Below are 17875 nucleotides of genomic sequence, written 5' to 3' on the forward strand. Positions count from 1 at the left end.
GATTGCCTAAGACGGCAACAATTTGCCGGGGAATTGGTTCACCCTTAAGCCTGGTAGTTGTTATTGTAATCATTAATGAAAATTTTAAGTGTTTCAATCGGAAGGGGACGGCAATAATAAAAGCCCTGCGCATAACGGCAACCCAATTGTTTCAGTAGTTGATTTTGCTCAGCGTTTTCAACACCTTTTTGAATCACCGTCAGCTCAAGCTTGTGGGCAAAATCAATTAACCCGCTGATGAATGCACTTCGTTTGGGTTCAAGTGCCAGAGAGTGCAGCAGGCTGTGATCGATCTTGACATAATCAAACGGCGTTTCCAGCAGGCGGGACACGTTGGAGTGTTCCGTACCAAAGTTATCCAGGCTTAAACAGATTCCCTCTGACCGCAGGGCCTCAAGGTTGGCATCGAGATGCCGGTATTGCAGGCTTGAAATTTGTTCAGCAATGTCAAGAATCACCGAGCGGGCCGGGATATTGGCTTTGAGCAGGCTGTCGCAGAGATTATCAATGAAATACTGATCGTTGAGTTGCGACAAGGCGATATTCAAGGCAATTTTAGCATCGGAAAGCGGGGCGATGGTGGCGGCAAAATCCTTTAAAGCCCGCTGGATGGTCCAATAACCTAAGGATTGAATGCAGCCGGTTTGTTCAGCCAGGGGAATAAATTCGCTGGGGGAAATTAAGCCTTTTTTCGGATGGCGCCAGCGGATAAACGCCTCATAACTGACAATTTCATTGGTATTTAAATCAAACAGGGGTTGATAATCAATGTAAAACTCGTTTTTGGCAATGGATTGGCGAAGGTCACGTTTCAGCAAAATGAGACGGCTGTTGATTTCATTGTACGTTGCGTTGGAAAAAATAGTGTACTGATTCTTGCCGTTTTTCTTGGCCCGGTACATTGCCGTATCGGCATTGCGCAACAACTCACTGGCTGACTGTCCCCCGGTCGGGTAATAGCAGATGCCGATACTGCATCCGGTTTCAAGGTGGTATTCGCCGATTTCAAAGGGAGTCGACAAGGCCTGATTGATTTTACTCGCTATTTTTTCGATGTCCGTTTGTTCGGTTAGTTTCAGCAGGACCACAAATTCATCGCCGCCGAGACGGGCGATGAAATCCGTCTTGCGGATGCAGCCCGACATGCGTTTGGCCAGGTTTCTCAGCAATTGATCGCCGACATGATGCCCCAGCGTGTCGTTGATGGTTTTAAAATTATCCACATCAATTAACAGTAACGCCAACTCCTCCTTGTTCTTTTTGGCTTTGTCTATCCATTGATCGAGGGTGGTTTCAAAGAATTGCCGATTTCCAACGTTAGTCAGTGGATCATAACTTGCCAGATCCCGCATTTTCTGCTGGGCCATTTTCAATTCGGTGATGTCTGTTGCGTAAACATTTATCTGATCAAAATCCTGAATCCAGACTACAGTAAACAGGTACATTTTGTCTTTGACTTCCATTTCCATGCGCACCACATCGCATTTTTGCTTGGCTTTAAGGCAAGCGTCCTGAAGTTTCAAGGGTAATTTTGCTGATCCTTTGTACCAGTAATCCAGTATTTCCCGTCCGGAACTGTTGCTGTAGAGAATATTGCCATCGTATTGAATGCGGAATACCGGGTTAGGATCCTGTTGGGGAATACTCGCTAAAAACTGCAGTTTACGTTGAGACAGCAGACGTTCTATTTCAAGGCAGATGCGCTCGCTTAACAGGCGAAACAGGGTTTTGCTGTGGTGATTAAGGATAATTCGTTTTTCCGATAACAACACCAGCAAGCCAACGACGGCGCCTTCGGAGTTGAGCAGCGGGCCACCAATGTAGGAGTTGATGCTCATTTCCTGCAATAAAATGTCTTTGGGAAACCGCTCCTGCACGTCCCCATCAAAATGATGGATGCTTTTGGATTCCTTCACTTCCTTGCAGGGGGTATCCTCCAGTGCATAGGACACATTTTTGCGTTTGATGCCGCGATAATAGTAACTGACGCTGTGGGCAATGTCGTCGCTGTCGATCAAATCGACGCAGGCATGATCGGCACTGAAGGCATCGGAAGCCAGTTTGGTCACATCATCAATCACGTCGTTGATGCCGCCGTGGTTGGAAATTTCAGCCAGGGAGCGTAAAACCCACTCAAGCATTTTCGATTCGGTGATGTCCACCAGCTTAATCAGGACATTGGGTTCCTTGTCAACCATCAGCGTGCTGACCATGACATTAAACGCAAGATTAGGACGATGATTGTCGGTTTCCTCTACCCAGGTAAATTGCTGCGGCACGCCTTTTTGCGTTTCATGGCAATGGTGAGCTAATTCGGTAAACAGTTGTTTCGGTCCCAACTGCCTCATACTAATCGCTTTTTGTAAGGTTTGTCCCAATACCCGGCCTGGATCTTCAAGTAAAAAATGATGAGCGGCCATTTCATTAAGAAAGAGGATTTTGTTTTTTTTATCAAGGACAAAAATAGCGTCGCTCATTAATTGAATGGCGTGCGATAAAGCGTGAGGGGACGCAAAATTGCTTAAACCAACTTCAGAAGCAATCGCTTCCTCAATGATGAGACTCGTGTTACCCATGGATGTTAGACAGAGGACCACTTATACTAAGTATAGAGGAATTTTAAAAAACCTATCCTTAGTCTAAACTTTTTAAACAGAGGGTCGAAGTAATGACAAAAGCACACTGAAATTTAAGCACGCTTTTTGCATCCTAAACGTTATAAACAGTCGGGGAATAACGTCATGAAAAAAATAACGATGGCTCTGGTAATGTTTTTATCGGCGATATCCTCTCACGCAGCGCCCTATTACGGGACCGGATTATGTGCTTATCCTCAATACCAATGCATTAAAGTGACCTCCGGGCAAAGCTGGGAAAAACTCTTCCCGGATGAACAGCAGCGTGATATCGTTCAACGCATAAACCGCACGTACAATCACCTCTGGGCCGGCAAGGAGATTGCCGTACCCCGCAATCTGGCCAACAAAACCCTGCTTGACTTTGCGCCTTTCCCCTTGAAAATCAAGGCAGAAGGCAATAAACAGATTATCGTGGATCAGGACAAACTCGCCTGGGCCGCTTACGACGCCGATGGTCGTCTGGTGAAATGGGGTCCCATTTCGTCAGGTCGCGACAAATGCTCAGACAGCAACAACTCCTGCCGCACCTTAACCGGGATCTTCTATTTCTTCAGCAAGGAAAATGAAAAATGCCGTTCCGGGGTTTTCCCTATCGGCCGTGGCGGGGCCAAAATGCCTTACTGCATGTATTTTCACAAAGGATTTGCCATGCACGGTTCCGATGACATACCCGGCTACAGAGCAAGTCACGGCTGCGTTCGCATGTTCACTCGCGATGCCTTGTGGATGAATCATGAGTTTGTAGACGTATCCAATGATAAAACCGGGTTTCTGGGGACTAAAGTAACAGTCAGACCTATTTTGGATAGCACAAGCGGGAAAGCGCAATGAAAACAATAACCAAGTACGCGACAATGATAGTGTGTCTGGGATTATCTGCCCCAGGTCTGTCCATGACTGCCGAGGAAAAGGTGGATAAAGACAACCGGAACCCTCCGGGCTGCCTTGATACCGGCTACCAGTTTGAATTGAAGGCCCTGCATCTTTTGCCGGAAGCCGCTGGTGCCAAGCAATCCCTGTATTTTTTCTTTAACACCCTGTCACAGAAAATTAACCTCTATCAGATGCGCGATGATGAGAGCTCAAGGAGCCTTTATTTAAATCATGCCATCAATAGCCGGCAGTGGGCGGCGCTTTCGAGCACTGAAAAGGAAGTGAAATTCATTTGTACGGTGGATGATCCCAAGCTTCGTTATGGCCGTGTCGTGGATTGCAGCCAAAGCGTGAGGATTTGCGAATACACCACAGTGAAATATGGCTTGAATAACAAAGGGAACTTTTGGTTGGTAAAAAGTAATTCAAGGAATGCGGCTGTCAGAGAAGTTGTCAGGTATGGCATCATTCCTGCAATGACAATGTAAAAAAACAGCGCCAATTGCAACGAATAAAAAAAGAGGGGAATTGCCATGAAATCACTGGTGCCATGGTTTTGTCTGGTTGCTGCAACAGGAAGTCAAGCCCTGTGGGCTGAGGAAGGCTTGCTCAACTACCGTCAGGGGAATTATTTCGTTGCCGGCAAAAATTTAACGCCCCAGATCGGTAAAGACCCGGTTGCCGATTATTACATGGCACGCATGCGGCTCTATGGTTTTGGTGAATTAAAAAATGACAATCTTGCCCTGCGTTATTTCCTGCAGTCAGCTGAAAAAGGCTTTCTTCCGGCCCAGCAGCTCATGGCCCATTATTACCTGATTAAAGAAAACAATCCGGAAAAAGCCCTTTACTGGTTTAAAAAAGCCGCCGCTGGTGGCGACATCCAGGCACAACTTTACAGCTCGGCTGCCTACCTTTTTGGTTACGGGACCCCAAAGAATTCCGATACAGCCCGCCGTTACGCCATTGACGCAGCCAAAAAAGGCAATGCGCTGGCTCAGTATGCCCTGGGACTTGAATTCTCAAGCAGTCGTGATCATCGCAATAAAAAACTGGGCGCTATCTGGCTCAACAAGGCAGCAGAAAACGGCAATGTGAATGCCTTAGTCAAACTGGCTGAACTGTATGCCAATGGCATGGGGGTTGTTAAAGACGTCAACAAGGCAGAGGAACTGTTACAACGGGCTGCGGCTCAAAATGATTTAAATGCCATGCTGGCCTTGGGCAATTTCGCTAAAAAAGCCAACAACCCTGGCTTGGCGAAGACCTGGTATGAAAAAGCCGCAGCCGAGAGCAATGCGGATGCACAGTTTGCGCTGGCCCAATTATACCTCGATGAAAAAAGCGGTTTGTACGATGGCAAAGTCGGTTTTATGTGGATGCTCAGGGCCGCGCAAAACGACAAGGCGGATGCCCAGGCTGGTCTTTCTGCCTTATATAAAGAAGGTAAAGTGGTGGGGGCTGACAGCCAGTTGGCCGAGCAATGGCAGGCGCAGGCTGCCGCTACACGATTGAAAGAGCAACAAACGCCAGCGCAGTTGTTGGTGGCCAGATGGTTAAGTAATGGCAAAGCGGACAATTTTGCGGCCAGCAATTACAATCTGGGCGGCATTTACAACGCCTGGCAAAACCCTATGGCCCTAAAGGAAAACAACTACAATCAATACCCGCGAATGGACGAGGTGACACGCCAATCGCTCTACAAACCAAAATTCAAACTGGCCAATCCTCAGGACATTGCCATCAGTGAATATTTTGATGTGTTGGCGCCGATGTTAAGCGGCAATGAAGCCAATGACTGGTCATTCAAGCGCTACCCCATTAACCGCCAGATTCAGGCCTTGAAAGACAGTGAAGCCTTTGCCCTTAAACACCCAAAACAATTCAGCGTGGCCAAGGGGGTCGTGCCTTACCCTGTTCCCGCAGAAATACCCACGTTTGATTACGTTGGACATCTGACTCACGGCTGGGAGCACCAGGCCAATTATCAGTCCGTGTTAACGCAATTGTATGATCAAGCCATTCTGGGTGAGTCCGATGCCCAATATGAGATAGGCCAGCTCTATCAGTACGGTATTGCTGTGGCTAAAAATCCCCAACAGGCCGTTGTTTATTTCGAGCTGGCGGCGTCCCAACAGGACGTGAGGGCGGAGTACAATCTCGGTATACTTTATCTTGAAGGGCAAACTGACCCGGTTGATTATCAGAAAGGAATCGACTGGATGACCGATGCCGCCTTCAAAGGCAACCCTTATGCCCAATACGCACTGGCCAATATTTATGAAAAAGGGTTTAAGGATCCCCAGGGCAATCTGGTGGTACAACCGGATCATCAACAGGCCATGGCCATGTATTATCTGGCGTCATCCAATCAGTTCGGCGAGGCGCAATACCGGCTGGCGGATTACCTGGTGAAGGAAAACAATGCCGGATTAAGCGTGGCGGCCAGGCAAAACCGTAATCAGTTAATTAAACGCTTATTGCAGGGCGCTGCCAAACAGGGTGTCGCTGAAGCGGTGTTGCCGCTCGCCTTCTACCATGCCATGGATGCTGATCCGGCCAAACAAAAACAGGCTTTTGAAACAGCGAGACGTGAGGCGGATGCGGGCAATCCTGAAGCCGCGTTGTTGCTGGCTATCCTCTATGAGCGCGGCATTTCCGTGCCTAAGAACCCCATCGAATCACGCTACTGGTATCAAAAAGCGTCGTTAAATCCCGTAACGGCTTTCATTCTGGGTACCTATTACGTGGAAGGGCAGGGTTTTAACAAGGACGTGGACAAAGGACGGGCCTTGCTGCAGCAGGCAGCAAACGCCGGTTTTTCCTACGCTAATCTGAACCTGGCCATCCTTAAGAAACAGGCCGGTGAATCCTTTCTTCCGGAACTGGATAAGGCGAGGCAGCAGAATAATAGCTTAGCCGGGTTGCTCCTGGCGGATTATTTCCTTGAGAAAGCCGATAATCCGGACAACATGAAACAAGCGCGTGATATTTATCAACATTTTGCCGATAAAGGCGACAAGGACGCGCAGCTGAAACTGGCTTACCTGTATGACCGCGGCCTGGGTGGAGAAGCCAATGCGCAATTGGCAGAGCAGCTTTATACGGCCTCGGCTGAGCAGGGGCAACCGGTGGCACAATACTTGTTGGGGCAATTTTATCAAATGGGACGCGGCGGTTTAAAGCCGGATTATGCCAAAGCCAAACAATGGTATACCGCAGCGAAAAAATCATTTGCTCCGGCGGCAGTGGCTTTAGGATTCGTCTACGACACGGTGGATGATGATTACCTGAATGCAGCCGACAATTATCAACAGGCCGCTAACCGCGACAATATCCGTGGGATGTTTAATCTTGGTCTGGTGTATGAGTACGGTAAAGGCCAACCGGTCAATTACGACAAGGCTGAACTCCTTTATCTGCATGCGGCCGAAAAAGGATACAGTCCGGCCATGAATCAGCTGGCGGGAATCTATTTCCGCGGCGATAAAGGCAAACGCGATGAGCAAAAAGCCTTGTATTGGTATAAAAAAGCGGCTGAACTGGGCGACAGGGATGCCAACTACCAGCTGGGGTTGTTGTCTGAGACCGGCGTAGCGACCAAACTGGATTTTGGCGATGCAGTCCGGTTTTATCAGCAGTCGTCTGATCTCGGCAACGCCAAGGCCAAAATGGCGCTGGCACGCATGTACCAGTATGGGCTAGGGGTTGAGAAAGACATAAATCATGCCGGTGATTTATACAAAGAATTAGCGGCCAATAACAATGCCTATGCTCAATACCGGTTGGCCATGCTGTACCTGGACGGAGCTCTGGGTGAAAAAATGCCAGAAAGAGGGAAACAACTGCTTAAAGAAGCCAGCAATAATGGCAGCCAGCAGGCCCAAAAAGTGCTGCAATGGCTTGACGCACAGCAGGCGACCCGCGTCAGTTTCATTGAACCCGTTATTTTAAACAATGCGCCGGTTCTGGCGGGGCAAACCGCTGATTTAATGTACCTCGATGCGTTAAGCGAGTGGAACCGCGGGGATGAAACCTTGTCGCGTATGATTCTTAATCGGTTAATGAGCCAATTTCCCCACTACATTCCAGCCAAACGGGCCTATGAACAGTTGAACCAACAAAACCAGATCAGTATTTTTGGTTGAAATATGCCCAAACGATAGGTAAACTGCGCGCACTTTAATAAAAGGACGCGCAGTATTATTATGGTTTTATCACTATTGCAAATAAAGGAACAAATTCAAACCGCTCAACAGGCTTTCAGAAAAGCCGCGTCTGATTGGTTGATGCAGCAATCGATACCGCTTGAAGAAAAAGCAAAATGGCAGGATTGTTTTAAATGCCGCACCCGAGAATCCTTACTGAATGCCACGCGCCACAATGGTCTGCCGCTGGTGGCAAACGATTCTGAGACCCATCAGGTTTATGGCGAGAAGGAAGCCACCGAGGTTCGACCTCCGGTAGTAAGGCGTCAGTATGGGGCCGTGAATGGGGACCTGTTCTATGAACAATATTGCCATCTTATTAATCTGTATGAACGCTTGCTCCGTGCGGAAGAAATTCTCATAACTGTTCCGCAATTAATCAATTTAGAGGATTTAAGTTACTTTGCCCTGTTGGCTGGAAACATGGATCTGGAGCTTAATAAAGCGCCTGAGAATGTGGATATTATTGCCGATTACCAACAACGCCTTTCCAAAGCACGGGCTGATTTTGCGGTGGCTGACGATGAGGCGGCTCTTGCTCTGCATTTGTATGAAAAGCATCATCAGGATTGTCAGAGGGATTTTATTGATATTCTGGCTCTGCTGAAAAATGAACTGCAAACCCTCTATCACCGTTACCCCAATACCAGCATTTTCAAATACGTGATGTATGACCCCTGGCAAACGGTGCTGATTACGACAGGCAAAGCCCTGTTTGGCCATTCCAGCTACCGTCATCCGTCCATCGACAGTCTTAAAATCCTGGACAATGGGTTCAATGAACTGATTGAATCGGCAAAACAGGGAAGAGCGGATGACTGCCATCAATTGCAATCCAAAATTGAGCACTACCAAGAAAAAATAAACGGGTCCTTGTCGTCGGCTGAACTGAAAGTGGATGGCATGGCAAGCCGTATGAGACTTCAGGATCAATTGGCCCATTGGCGAACGCCGACCGACCCTGCGCTTGCTATTTCGCTATATGCCAATCCCATGTTTGGTTTTTGGCGTGCGATGCGCGGCAATGGGTGGATAGATCGGCGAATGCTCCTATCGGACACACACTGTGTGGATGCCAGTTTGAATCAGGAGAATTCAGAGAACCAGTTTGTGCCGTCCTGACACGACCTTAAGCATAGCCTGTAAAAATTCAATGTTCACTTTTCGGCGGCGTCCTTTTCATTATTCACTACACTGTTAGTGAATAAGTTGAAGATTGCTTTGAGGCCGCCATGTTGACTGAAACCATCAAAAAACACTATTACCAGGCTTTGTTGGACCATAACCCGCAATATGAAGGCGTCTTTTATGTGGGCGTAACCACCACCGGCATTTTTTGCCGTCCTACCTGCCCTGCAAGAAAACCAAAATACGCGCATTGTGAGTTTTTTATGACCGCACAGCAGGCCCTGTTGGCTTCTTACCGACCCTGCAAACGTTGCCGTCCCTTGTCGCACCCCAATCAGGTTTCCGAGGTGGTGCAACACCTGGTGGCGGCAGTCGAGGCCAACCCTGAAAAGCGTTGGCAGAATGGTGATTTTCAAGCCCTGTCCACTGACGCGGTCAAAGCAAGGCGTCAGTTTAAAAAGCGTTTTGGCATGACGTTTGTGGAGTATGCACGCGCACGACGCATGGGAATTGCGGTTAAAAAAATCAGGGAAGGAGAGTCTGTTATCGAAGCGCAACTTGCCACAGGCTATGAATCCGGCAGCGGATTTCGCGATGCGTTTGCACGAATCATGGTAGAAGCGCCATCTAAAAAAGGGCCTTTTGTCCTGTTAAAAACCGCGCTGCTGGATACCCCCTTAGGCCCGATGATGGCGGTTGCCAGTGATACCCAGCTGTATCTGCTTGAATTTATCGAACGCCGAGGTCTTGAACGCGAAATTGAACGCCTGCGTCAGAAAGCGAGGGCAGCGATTGTACCTGGTAGTGCACCGCCGATCGACAGGATTGAACGGGAGTTGCAGGCTTACTTTACCGGGACACTGACCGCATTCACCACGCCTTTGTGCCTCATGGGCACCCCTTTTCAACGGCAGGTCTGGGATACCTTGCGCCAGATACCCTCCGGCCAGACCCGCTCCTACACCGAGGTGGCTCAAGCCCTGGGCAAACCCTTCGCTTGTCGCGCCGTCGCCAATGCTAACGGGGCGAATCAACTCGCCATCGTTATCCCCTGCCACCGCATCATTAACAGCAATGGCGAACTGGGGGGTTATGGTGGAGGCATCGCCAAGAAAAAATGGCTGCTTGAGCATGAACGGCAGCACCACCATCCACTGTAATCCTCAGGCAGTGCATCAACTATACTTAATAGAGAGAGTATTAAGGGGAGATGAGGATGAACAATGCACGGTTGAGTCCAGTCGCTCTGGGTTTGGCGCTTGGCATCTTTTGGGGAATTTCCATTCTGATTATGGGATTAATTGCTACTTATTATGCCTATGGCAAACCCTTTGTTGCGTCGATGGGGCTTCTTTATCCCGGTTTTGAACCCACCGTACTCGGCAGCCTGATTGGGGCCGTGATTGGATTTGTTGATCTCTTTATCGGCGGTGTCATTATTGCGTTGCTTTACAATGCCTTCGCAGGGGTGTGCTGCCGCCAATCCGACAGGGTGGAGTAACCTGCGACTTAAGCCCATGAGGTAGCATTATGAACACATGGATTAAACACATCGCCTGGCAGGCACTGTTTCTGCTGGCAGGGCTGATGGTCAGTACCGCCAGTTCCGCCTGGCAAAATCAGGGGTATAACCGGGGAAATTTTGGTTATTACAATCATAATAACCAATACAATCCCTATTATCGCGGTAATATCTACCGTGGGCCTAATTATCATTACTATAAAAAATACCACCAGAAACAGTACAACAATCACTGGCGTTATAAACAAGGAAATTATTATAACAATTACTGGTACAACCCAGGCATTATACGCACCTGTAAAACCTATCAGGTTTGCACGAATTATGGTGGGTGTACGCTACAACAGTATTGTTATTGATTGATGTTCCTGATGCGAACCTGGCGCAAAGCGCGAAAGCAAGTTAACTGGAATACGAGTTGGTGAAAGGGCGGCTCTCAAACCTAATTAAGAATAATAAAATCCAGAGACGTCATTTAAGGTCGCAGAATGGCGTTTTTGACTTTAGGGTCCGAACCGGAGAAGCCGGTTCGGATGTTTACGGACTTAGAGCGACGGAAACACCGGGATTAAGCAGCCAGGGCTTTGACGCGTGCGCTGAGGCGGCTTTTAATTCGGGATGCTTTGTTTTTATGGATTAAGCCTTTGCTGGCGGCCTTATCAATGATAGGCTGGGCTTTTGCGTAAGCAGCACGTGCAGCTTCTTTATCACCCGCTTCCACAGCTTTCAGAACATTTTTGATGAAAGTACGGTACATGGAACGCGCGCTGGCGTTATGCTTGCGTAACTTTTCGTTTTGGCGAGCACGTTTGATCGCTGATTTAATATTTGCCACTTACAAATCTCCACTCATTTTTAGATGTCACAAAAGAAGCTAATCATGCACAATGCCTTAGAATTTGTCAATATATTCTGGCAGATTAGCAAACAAAAACCATGGTTTTTCAGCCTGTTAGCAAAACAAAAAAACCGAGTCAATGACCTGACAGCTTGTACAGACGGTTGGATACGGGGGGAAATGAGAAAATCTTGCGTAAAAGAAAGCAATTCCCCCTTATCGGGTATATCATAGTCGCAGGTCAAAAACCCATTTTACACTATGTCAGCGACAGAAACCATGATTCCCAAACGACAAAGTTTATTGCGCTCCACATCGCTTGTTTCCTTAATGACGCTGATGTCGCGTCTGATGGGATTTGCCCGCGACATGCTGCTTGCCTATTTTTTTGGAGCACAGGCAGGAATGGATGCGTTTTACGTGGCTTTTCGTATTCCTAATTTCATGCGCCGTCTCTTTGCCGAAGGCGCTTTCGCTCAGGCGTTTGTGCCAGTACTGGCAGAATACCAGCAGACCCGGCCTGTTCATGATGTGCGGCTGTTTATTGCCCGCATCACCGGGCATCTGAGCCTTGTGCTCTCGTTAATCACCGCCATCGGCGTCATCGCGGCCCCCGTCATTATTTTCATTTTCGCACCAGGATTTGGCGAAGGCAGTACCCGAACGCTGCTTGCCACCGAAATGCTGCGTCTGACGTTTCCCTATTTAATGCTGATTTCATTGACAGCCATGGCCGGTGCGGTATTGAACACCTACGGTTATTTTGGCGTGCCGGCGTTTACACCGGTGCTGCTGAATGTGTTCATGATTCTGGCGGCTGTCTATTTAACCCCGTACACCGATCCGCCCGTTGTCGCCCTGGCCTGGGGTGTTTTATTGGCCGGTGTTGCGCAATTCCTGTTTCAAATTCCGTTTCTTTACCAACGCCAGTTGTTGGTTAAACCACGCCTGTTCTTTGGTGATGAAGGGGTCAGGCGGGTTTTGAGGTTAATGGTTCCTGCCTTGTTTGGGGTGTCCATTGCCCAGCTTAATTTAATGATTGATTCCATTTTTGCCTCCTTTCTTCAGGTCGGCAGTGTGTCCTGGTTGTACTACACGGACAGGCTCACTGATTTTCCTTTGGGGGTCTTTGGCGTTGCCATCGCGACAGTTATCTTGCCGCATTTGTCGCGAAAGCATGCCGAACAGAGCCTTGAAAAATACTCGCGTGCCCTGGATTGGGGGCTGCGCAGCATTTTACTGATTGGGTTGCCGTCAGGCATCGGGCTCGCGCTGTTTTCCATGCCAATGATTGCCTGTTGCTTTGCGTATGGCAAATTTTCGGCAGTTGACGTGCTGCAGACACAAAAAAGTTTGATTGCTCTGGGTTCCGGCGTGCCTGCCTTTATGATGATTAAAGTCTTGGCCTCCGGGTTTTATGCCCGCCAAAATATCAAAACCCCGGTTAAAATCGGTGCCATCGCCATGGTGGTGAACAGCCTGTTGTGTGCGGTGCTGATTTGGCCTCTGGCCCATGCCGGCTTAGCCTTGGCCTCGACGCTGGCGGGTTATTTAAACTGCGGTTTATTGTTGATTCTGTTAAGACGCCGGCAAATCTTTACGCCGGTCAAGGGGTGGCCGAAATTTATAGCCCAATTGCTTTTTGCCAATGGTGTCATTGCTGTCTATTTATGGTTTATGGCGGGTGATGTCAGCCAATGGCTGGCAAAACCGCCGTTATTGAGGCTGGGTACCTTATTCACCCATGTTTTTGCGGTATTATTCATTTACATGGTGTGTCTGTATCTTGCAGGAGTAAGGCCGGCGCAATTTCGTGGTTCTATGAAGGAGTGATTATGCACGCTGACGCATTTTATCAGACTCAGAGCGAAGGGGCTGTTCCCCTGGTGCTCATTAATCCATCCCAATGGCATGACGGCAAAATCGAATTGAGCGACAACGAGCGCTGTCAATTGCACTCTCAGGCATTTAAAGCGAGGCTCGGGCAGTTGTGCCTGATTTACGCGCCATCCGGTCAGCTTGCCAAAGCGTTTTTAGGGCAAGGGGAAGGGGGGGATGCTCAGGCTATGGCCTATGCCGCAACCCTGCTGCCGGAAGGCCACTATCAAACGACCAGTCCATTGTCGATTTTTGCGCAGGTGAATTGGGCTTTGGCACAATACCGATTTGATCGTTACAAAAAGCAGGAGCGGCCGCCGCGTCGCCTGGTCGTACGCAACGAAGCCATGAAGACGCTTAAAACCGACGTGGAAGCGGTTTTTTTAGTGCGTGATTTGATCAATACCCCGAGCAATGATTTAGGCCCTCCGCAATTAGCCGAAGCGGCGGCCGAATTGGCCAGGCAGTACCAGGCCGATTTCTGCCAGTGGGTGGGGGATGAATTGCTCGCGGCCAATTTTCCTGCCATTCATGTGGTCGGTCGTGCCTCGGAATTTGAACCCCGTTTAATTCAGTTAACCTGGGGTAAAGCCGAGCATCCAAAAATTGCTCTGGTGGGCAAAGGCGTCTGCTTTGACAGCGGCGGTCTTGATATTAAACCGGCCTTGAACATGCGTTTAATGAAAAAAGACATGGGGGGCGCTGCCAATGCCTTAGGGCTTGCGCAATGGATTATGGCCAATCAATTGCCTGTGCGCCTGCAAGTGTTAATCCCCGCTGTTGAAAATGCGGTGGGTTCACGCGCCTTTCGCCCGGGTGATGTGCTGACCATGCGTAACGGCCTGACGGTGGAGGTGGATAACACCGACGCGGAAGGCCGTCTGATTCTGGCCGATGCCATGGTCAAAGCCTGCGAGGAAGAGCCGGAATTACTGATTGATTTTTCAACCTTGACAGGAGCTGCCCGGGTGGCGGTGGGAACAGAAATAGCCGCTTTGTTTACGGGGAATGATGAACTGGCCATGACGTTAACTCGTCTGGGTGAGGACATTCACGACCCCGTCTGGCGTCTTCCCTTGTTTTCAGGCTATGACAACATGCTGGATTCCTCGGTGGCTGACATCGTCAATGCCAGTCCATCGCCCTATGCCGGAGCGATTACGGCGGCGTTGTTTTTAAAGCGCTTTATCCATTCCCCGACACAATGGATTCACTTTGACATCATGGCCTGGAATTTAGCGAGCAAACCCGGAAAGCCGGAAGGCGGTGAAGCCATGGGGATGCGCACGATCGCTCGCTACCTGAAGGAAAAATACGGATAAAGCCACCAGGCCGCAATCAAAATTGCGGCCTGGGTGATGTGGCTCTAGTTCATCAGGAAGGAAATGCTCAGTTTTTCGGGTTTAGTTGTCGTTTCTGTGGTTTGAACAGTGGCCGGTTCATCCGCAGCGTAGTTTGGTTTAAGCCGTTTGGGGTTTGTTGCTTCGGTGTCCTGGGAAACCGAGTCAGTCGTTAATGCGCTTATCACTTTTTTTGCTTGCTCAACCTTATCGGCCGTCTTGACTTTTAATCCTTCCAACGTACCCATTATCCGAGCGACTTCTCCCGGTTTTGTAAAGTCTGCGTTAGCCAACTGGGTAGCAACACGTTGGAATTGAGTGCTTAACGCCATCATGTCTGCCTGGATGGTCTGATTTTTAATCTCAGCGGCCGAGAAGACTTTCCTGCTAAAAAAAACCGGGACAGATTTTTGTGAGGGTAGTGGCGGATTACTACCCGGTTTTTGAGACGCTTTCGTCTTATCAGGCGCAGGCTCCAGACCCATGATTTTGCGTTTGGGGTGTGCTTTCGTTTTTACTTCGGAAACAGGCTGCGTCTTGCTGGACGACTGTTTTTCATTAAGTGGTGAGTTTTCATACGATCGTTTAATAAAATTCAACACCTCCGTTGCCTCTTGTAACTGCTTTTCGAGACGCGGTATTTGGTTAGCGTCTGTCATTGTTTTCAATCTGGACTGAATGGAATCAATTCTGACTCTTGTCGCTTGTTCATTGTCGACGTACGCCTTAAGGCAAAACGCTTTAATGTCTTTAGCTACTGAGCTTTTGGTGTAAAGGAACCATCGAGTAGAACTACTGAAGTCCAGGAAATCAAAACAGGCACCCCCCTGAACGGCAAAGGGCATCGGATCATCTAACTTGGCCTGGTGTACAGCGAGGTAAGGGCATTTTTTGTTTTGAAATTGCGCAAGCATTTTTGTAGCCGCTTCAGTGGAAAGGTGAGTTAACGGGAGAATATAAAAATTTTTTGGATCATACGAATCAATGATCTCTTTTGTACCCTCCGCGTTTTCAAATAGAATGGTCTTCTTCTTAAGGACCTCTTTTTCAAATACAAGCATGTCTTTGCGTAACTCCATGCTGTCAGGGTTTGCCAGTGGGGTCAGAGGCATGATGCCGGCTTTAAGGAGGCTGTCGATGTCTGTTTTTTCTATTGCGGCAATTCGTTCCCTAAAACCGGGATTGATATTACTGGCGATGAATTTTTTTTCTGACAGGGCGGCCAAATGAAAAAGGTGAGCCCCCAATACCCCGAGGATGTCGATGACATAGTCTGCTTTTTCCGCGGTAATGATTTGATGGAGTAACAGCTGAAGCTGGCTCCAACTCTTCGGCATAGGCTTGCTCAAGGGTTCCACGGTCTGCTCGCTTTTGCCGTCTTGATTCGGTTGATTGGTTTTCATTGTTTTCCTACTGGGTTGTGAAGGCGGGTATTTTAGAAAAAACAGGCATAAAATAAATAAGTCTGCGGTGGAATTAAACAACTGCAACCAATCTCTACGCAATATTTACAATCGCTGTCGGCGGTAAAATCAAGCCATATCAATGGCATGCGTTTGCAGTTCGCATCCCTTGGCACGGTATTCGCGATAATGAAGTCGGCTTATGTCTTTCGCGGACGCCTCTTCGGTTACAATTTCAATGACCCGTCTGAAGCGGCCGTAAAATGAGGGTATGGAATCGGCCAGATTAAGTAGAATTTCGCGAAAGCCGCGCGGTTCCTGACCATAACCAATTTGTACCGGTGGCGGGGGTTCCGGGCCTTCGCCTTGCAAATGATGGGGAATGAAGCTGTCTTCTTTAAAGGTCCAGAGCAACTCATCGAGTTTTTCAGCATCCTGTTCATCCTGGCAATAAACAAACACCTGATGACCGCGCAGGTATGCTTTTTCCAGCAGGCGGCAGGCGAAAAGCCATTTCGCCTGAGGCTCGCTGGTATTTAACAGGTAAAAATCAACGCGTGGAACTGACATGGCGCAAAAACTCAACAAGTAAGGGAACGGGGCGGCCAGTGGCCTGACGCTTCTTGCCGGAAACCCAGGCGGTTCCTGCGATATCCAGATGCGCCCAGCGGTATTTTTGAGTAAAACGGGACAGAAAGCAAGCCGCAGTAATGGCACCGGCACTGCGGTCAAACGCACCGTTAATCATGTCCGCCAGAGGGCTCTCCAGCGCTTCCTGGTAGGCGTCATCAAGCGGCATACGCCAGGTTTTCTCATTGCTTTGGTCAGCGGCTGCCAGTAAAGCAGCGGCCAGCGCGTCGTCTTTGGTCATAAAGCCCGTGGTAATAAAGCCCAGCGCAATAATAATGGCGCCGGTTAAGGTGGCAATGTCTATTACGATGGCAGGATTAAATCGCTCGGCGTAAGTTAAAGCATCGGCGAGAACCAGCCGACCCTCGGCGTCTGTGTTCAGAATTTCAACCGTTTGCCCGGACAAGGTAGTCACGATGTCACCCGGCTTAACCGAGGTACCGCTGGGCATGTTTTCAGCGCTGGCAATGAGGCCTGTGACATTCACCGGCAGCTTGAGCAGGGCGCAGGCTTTCAGGGTGCCTAATACGCTGGCAGCGCCTGACATGTCGTATTTCATTTCCATCATGGCATCGCCGGGTTTGATGGTTAAACCGCCGGAGTCAAACGTGATGCCCTTGCCAACCAGGACAATCGGTTGAGCATTGCCACCACCCTGGTATTGCAACTCAATAAAACGGGGTTCCTGATTGCTTCCCTGCGCGACCGCCAGCAATGCCCCCATGCCGATTTGACGAATCTCATCAGGTCCCATGACCCGTGCTTTGATGTTGGTGTGTTCGTTTGCCAGCGCCAAAGCCTGCTCGCCCAGGTAGGCTGGGGTACAGCGATTGGCGGGCAAGTCGGCTAAAGTGCGCGTCAGCTGCACGCCGCTGGCAATGGCTTCACTGTGTCTAAGGGTTTGATGGCTGGCGCCAGGGAGACTGAAATGAACGGACTCCAGAATGCGTGGTTTTTTCTCTTTGGTTTTAAATTCATTCAATTGATAGCACTGGGCATCGACTTGCAGCAGCATGTTCTGAAGCTGCCAATCGGGGGTTTTATCAGCCACGGGCGGCAGGCAAAGGGTTGCTGAGGCCACGCGCTGCTTTAGTAGGGCGGCCATGATGTCGCCCAGGCGTTTTTGCAGGGCATCGCCATTAAATTCCGCTTTTTTGCCGCAATTCAAAACCAGCAGACTGTGATGATTGATGTCTGTCTGCCAGGCGAAATCGCCTTTGTCCTTTAATCGAGTGAAAAGTCGTGAAATCAAGCCATGGAGTTGGCCATCCAGCACCTGAGCAAAAGCATCCCACTCGCCGTCACTGAAGAGCCCGAGCACCAGGCATTCGGCGTCGTTTAGCGAGGGGGTGTCGATTAATCCGTAATTCATTGTGCTTCCTTGTGAAAGACAAAGAGTGCTAGTTTACCTAGGCT

The 17875-nt window shown here is 49.1% G+C and carries 14 protein-coding genes; 9 read left to right on the forward strand and 5 right to left on the reverse strand.

Features of this window, described 5'->3' with window-relative positions:
- Positions 1-44 precede the first annotated feature (44 nt).
- Positions 45-2576: an EAL domain-containing protein gene (locus GH742_RS04540; RefSeq protein WP_203456289.1), complete on the reverse strand. Its 2532-nt coding sequence runs from the start codon at positions 2574-2576 to the stop codon at positions 45-47.
- A 165-nt stretch (positions 2577-2741) separates the two neighbouring features.
- Here GH742_RS04540 and GH742_RS04545 point away from each other — a divergent pair, with 165 nt between their 5' ends.
- From GH742_RS04545 to GH742_RS04575, 7 genes are all read left to right on the forward strand, one after another.
- Entirely contained in the window at positions 2742-3470 is a 729-nt protein-coding gene (locus tag GH742_RS04545) for a L,D-transpeptidase (RefSeq protein WP_203456290.1), read from the forward strand.
- A complete protein-coding gene (locus GH742_RS04550; protein ID WP_203456291.1) occupies positions 3467-4000 on the forward strand; it encodes an endopeptidase IV in 534 nt (177 codons plus the stop codon). The genes GH742_RS04545 and GH742_RS04550 overlap by 4 nt, the downstream gene beginning before the upstream one ends.
- Before the next feature lie 45 nt (positions 4001-4045).
- Positions 4046-7660: a tetratricopeptide repeat protein gene (locus tag GH742_RS04555; RefSeq protein ID WP_203456292.1), complete on the forward strand. Its 3615-nt coding sequence runs from the start codon at positions 4046-4048 to the stop codon at positions 7658-7660.
- Between the two features lie 60 nt (positions 7661-7720).
- On the forward strand, positions 7721-8842 hold the full coding sequence (locus GH742_RS04560; RefSeq protein WP_203456293.1) for a hypothetical protein: 1122 nt from the start codon (positions 7721-7723) through the stop codon (positions 8840-8842).
- 110 nt (positions 8843-8952) lie between these two features.
- Complete coding sequence (locus GH742_RS04565; protein ID WP_203456294.1) at positions 8953-10008, forward strand: bifunctional transcriptional activator/DNA repair enzyme AdaA; 1056 nt, start codon at positions 8953-8955, stop codon at positions 10006-10008.
- A gap of 56 nt (positions 10009-10064) precedes the next feature.
- On the forward strand, positions 10065-10349 hold the full coding sequence (locus GH742_RS04570) for a bacteriophage holin (RefSeq protein WP_203456295.1): 285 nt from the start codon (positions 10065-10067) through the stop codon (positions 10347-10349).
- A 29-nt stretch (positions 10350-10378) separates the two neighbouring features.
- Positions 10379-10729 carry a hypothetical protein gene (locus GH742_RS04575; RefSeq protein WP_203456296.1) on the forward strand — a complete coding sequence of 117 codons (351 nt, stop codon included), beginning with the start codon at positions 10379-10381 and terminating at the stop codon, positions 10727-10729.
- Positions 10730-10938: 209 nt separating this feature from the next.
- Here GH742_RS04575 and rpsT read toward each other — a convergent pair whose 3' ends face one another.
- Positions 10939-11205: a 30S ribosomal protein S20 gene (gene rpsT / locus GH742_RS04580; RefSeq protein WP_058532043.1), complete on the reverse strand. Its 267-nt coding sequence runs from the start codon at positions 11203-11205 to the stop codon at positions 10939-10941.
- A 264-nt stretch (positions 11206-11469) separates the two neighbouring features.
- Between rpsT and murJ the strand changes: the two genes are divergently transcribed.
- Together murJ and GH742_RS04590 are read left to right on the forward strand one after the other, a co-directional pair.
- Positions 11470-13041, forward strand: a complete 1572-nt coding sequence (gene murJ / locus GH742_RS04585) for a murein biosynthesis integral membrane protein MurJ (RefSeq protein ID WP_203456297.1) — start codon at positions 11470-11472, stop codon at positions 13039-13041.
- 2 nt (positions 13042-13043) lie between these two features.
- Positions 13044-14408, forward strand: a complete 1365-nt coding sequence (locus GH742_RS04590) for a M17 family metallopeptidase (protein WP_203456298.1) — start codon at positions 13044-13046, stop codon at positions 14406-14408.
- A gap of 44 nt (positions 14409-14452) precedes the next feature.
- On the opposite strand, the gene GH742_RS04595 is transcribed toward GH742_RS04590, so the two are convergent.
- The 3 genes from GH742_RS04595 to GH742_RS04605 all read right to left on the reverse strand — a co-directional run bounded on the left by GH742_RS04595 (position 14453) and on the right by GH742_RS04605 (position 17831).
- Complete coding sequence (locus GH742_RS04595; protein ID WP_203456299.1) at positions 14453-15829, reverse strand: hypothetical protein; 1377 nt, start codon at positions 15827-15829, stop codon at positions 14453-14455.
- A 129-nt stretch (positions 15830-15958) separates the two neighbouring features.
- Complete coding sequence (locus tag GH742_RS04600; RefSeq protein WP_203456300.1) at positions 15959-16399, reverse strand: DNA polymerase III subunit chi; 441 nt, start codon at positions 16397-16399, stop codon at positions 15959-15961.
- Positions 16380-17831, reverse strand: coding sequence for a leucyl aminopeptidase (locus tag GH742_RS04605; protein ID WP_203456301.1), 1452 nt, complete (start codon positions 17829-17831; stop codon positions 16380-16382). The genes GH742_RS04600 and GH742_RS04605 overlap by 20 nt, the downstream gene beginning before the upstream one ends.
- Positions 17832-17875 lie beyond the last annotated feature (44 nt).

The sequence above is a fragment of the Legionella sp. MW5194 genome (genome assembly GCF_016864235.1).
Lineage (GTDB): Bacteria > Pseudomonadota > Gammaproteobacteria > Legionellales > Legionellaceae > Legionella_C.

What these genes read in the sequence shown, in the direction of transcription:
- GH742_RS04600 (WP_203456300.1), bottom strand. Translation starts at nt 16,399, where the DNA reads ATGTCAGTTCCACGCGTTGATTTTTACCTGTTAAATACCAGCGAGCCT.
- GH742_RS04555 (WP_203456292.1), top strand. Translation starts at nt 4,046, where the DNA reads ATGAAATCACTGGTGCCATGGTTTTGTCTGGTTGCTGCAACAGGAAGT.
- GH742_RS04540 (WP_203456289.1), bottom strand. Translation starts at nt 2,576, where the DNA reads ATGGGTAACACGAGTCTCATCATTGAGGAAGCGATTGCTTCTGAAGTT.
- murJ (WP_203456297.1), top strand. Translation starts at nt 11,470, where the DNA reads ATGTCAGCGACAGAAACCATGATTCCCAAACGACAAAGTTTATTGCGC.
- GH742_RS04565 (WP_203456294.1), top strand. Translation starts at nt 8,953, where the DNA reads ATGTTGACTGAAACCATCAAAAAACACTATTACCAGGCTTTGTTGGAC.
- GH742_RS04590 (WP_203456298.1), top strand. Translation starts at nt 13,044, where the DNA reads ATGCACGCTGACGCATTTTATCAGACTCAGAGCGAAGGGGCTGTTCCC.
- GH742_RS04570 (WP_203456295.1), top strand. Translation starts at nt 10,065, where the DNA reads ATGAACAATGCACGGTTGAGTCCAGTCGCTCTGGGTTTGGCGCTTGGC.
- GH742_RS04545 (WP_203456290.1), top strand. Translation starts at nt 2,742, where the DNA reads ATGAAAAAAATAACGATGGCTCTGGTAATGTTTTTATCGGCGATATCC.
- GH742_RS04560 (WP_203456293.1), top strand. Translation starts at nt 7,721, where the DNA reads ATGGTTTTATCACTATTGCAAATAAAGGAACAAATTCAAACCGCTCAA.
- GH742_RS04605 (WP_203456301.1), bottom strand. Translation starts at nt 17,831, where the DNA reads ATGAATTACGGATTAATCGACACCCCCTCGCTAAACGACGCCGAATGC.
- GH742_RS04595 (WP_203456299.1), bottom strand. Translation starts at nt 15,829, where the DNA reads ATGAAAACCAATCAACCGAATCAAGACGGCAAAAGCGAGCAGACCGTG.
- GH742_RS04550 (WP_203456291.1), top strand. Translation starts at nt 3,467, where the DNA reads ATGAAAACAATAACCAAGTACGCGACAATGATAGTGTGTCTGGGATTA.
- GH742_RS04575 (WP_203456296.1), top strand. Translation starts at nt 10,379, where the DNA reads ATGAACACATGGATTAAACACATCGCCTGGCAGGCACTGTTTCTGCTG.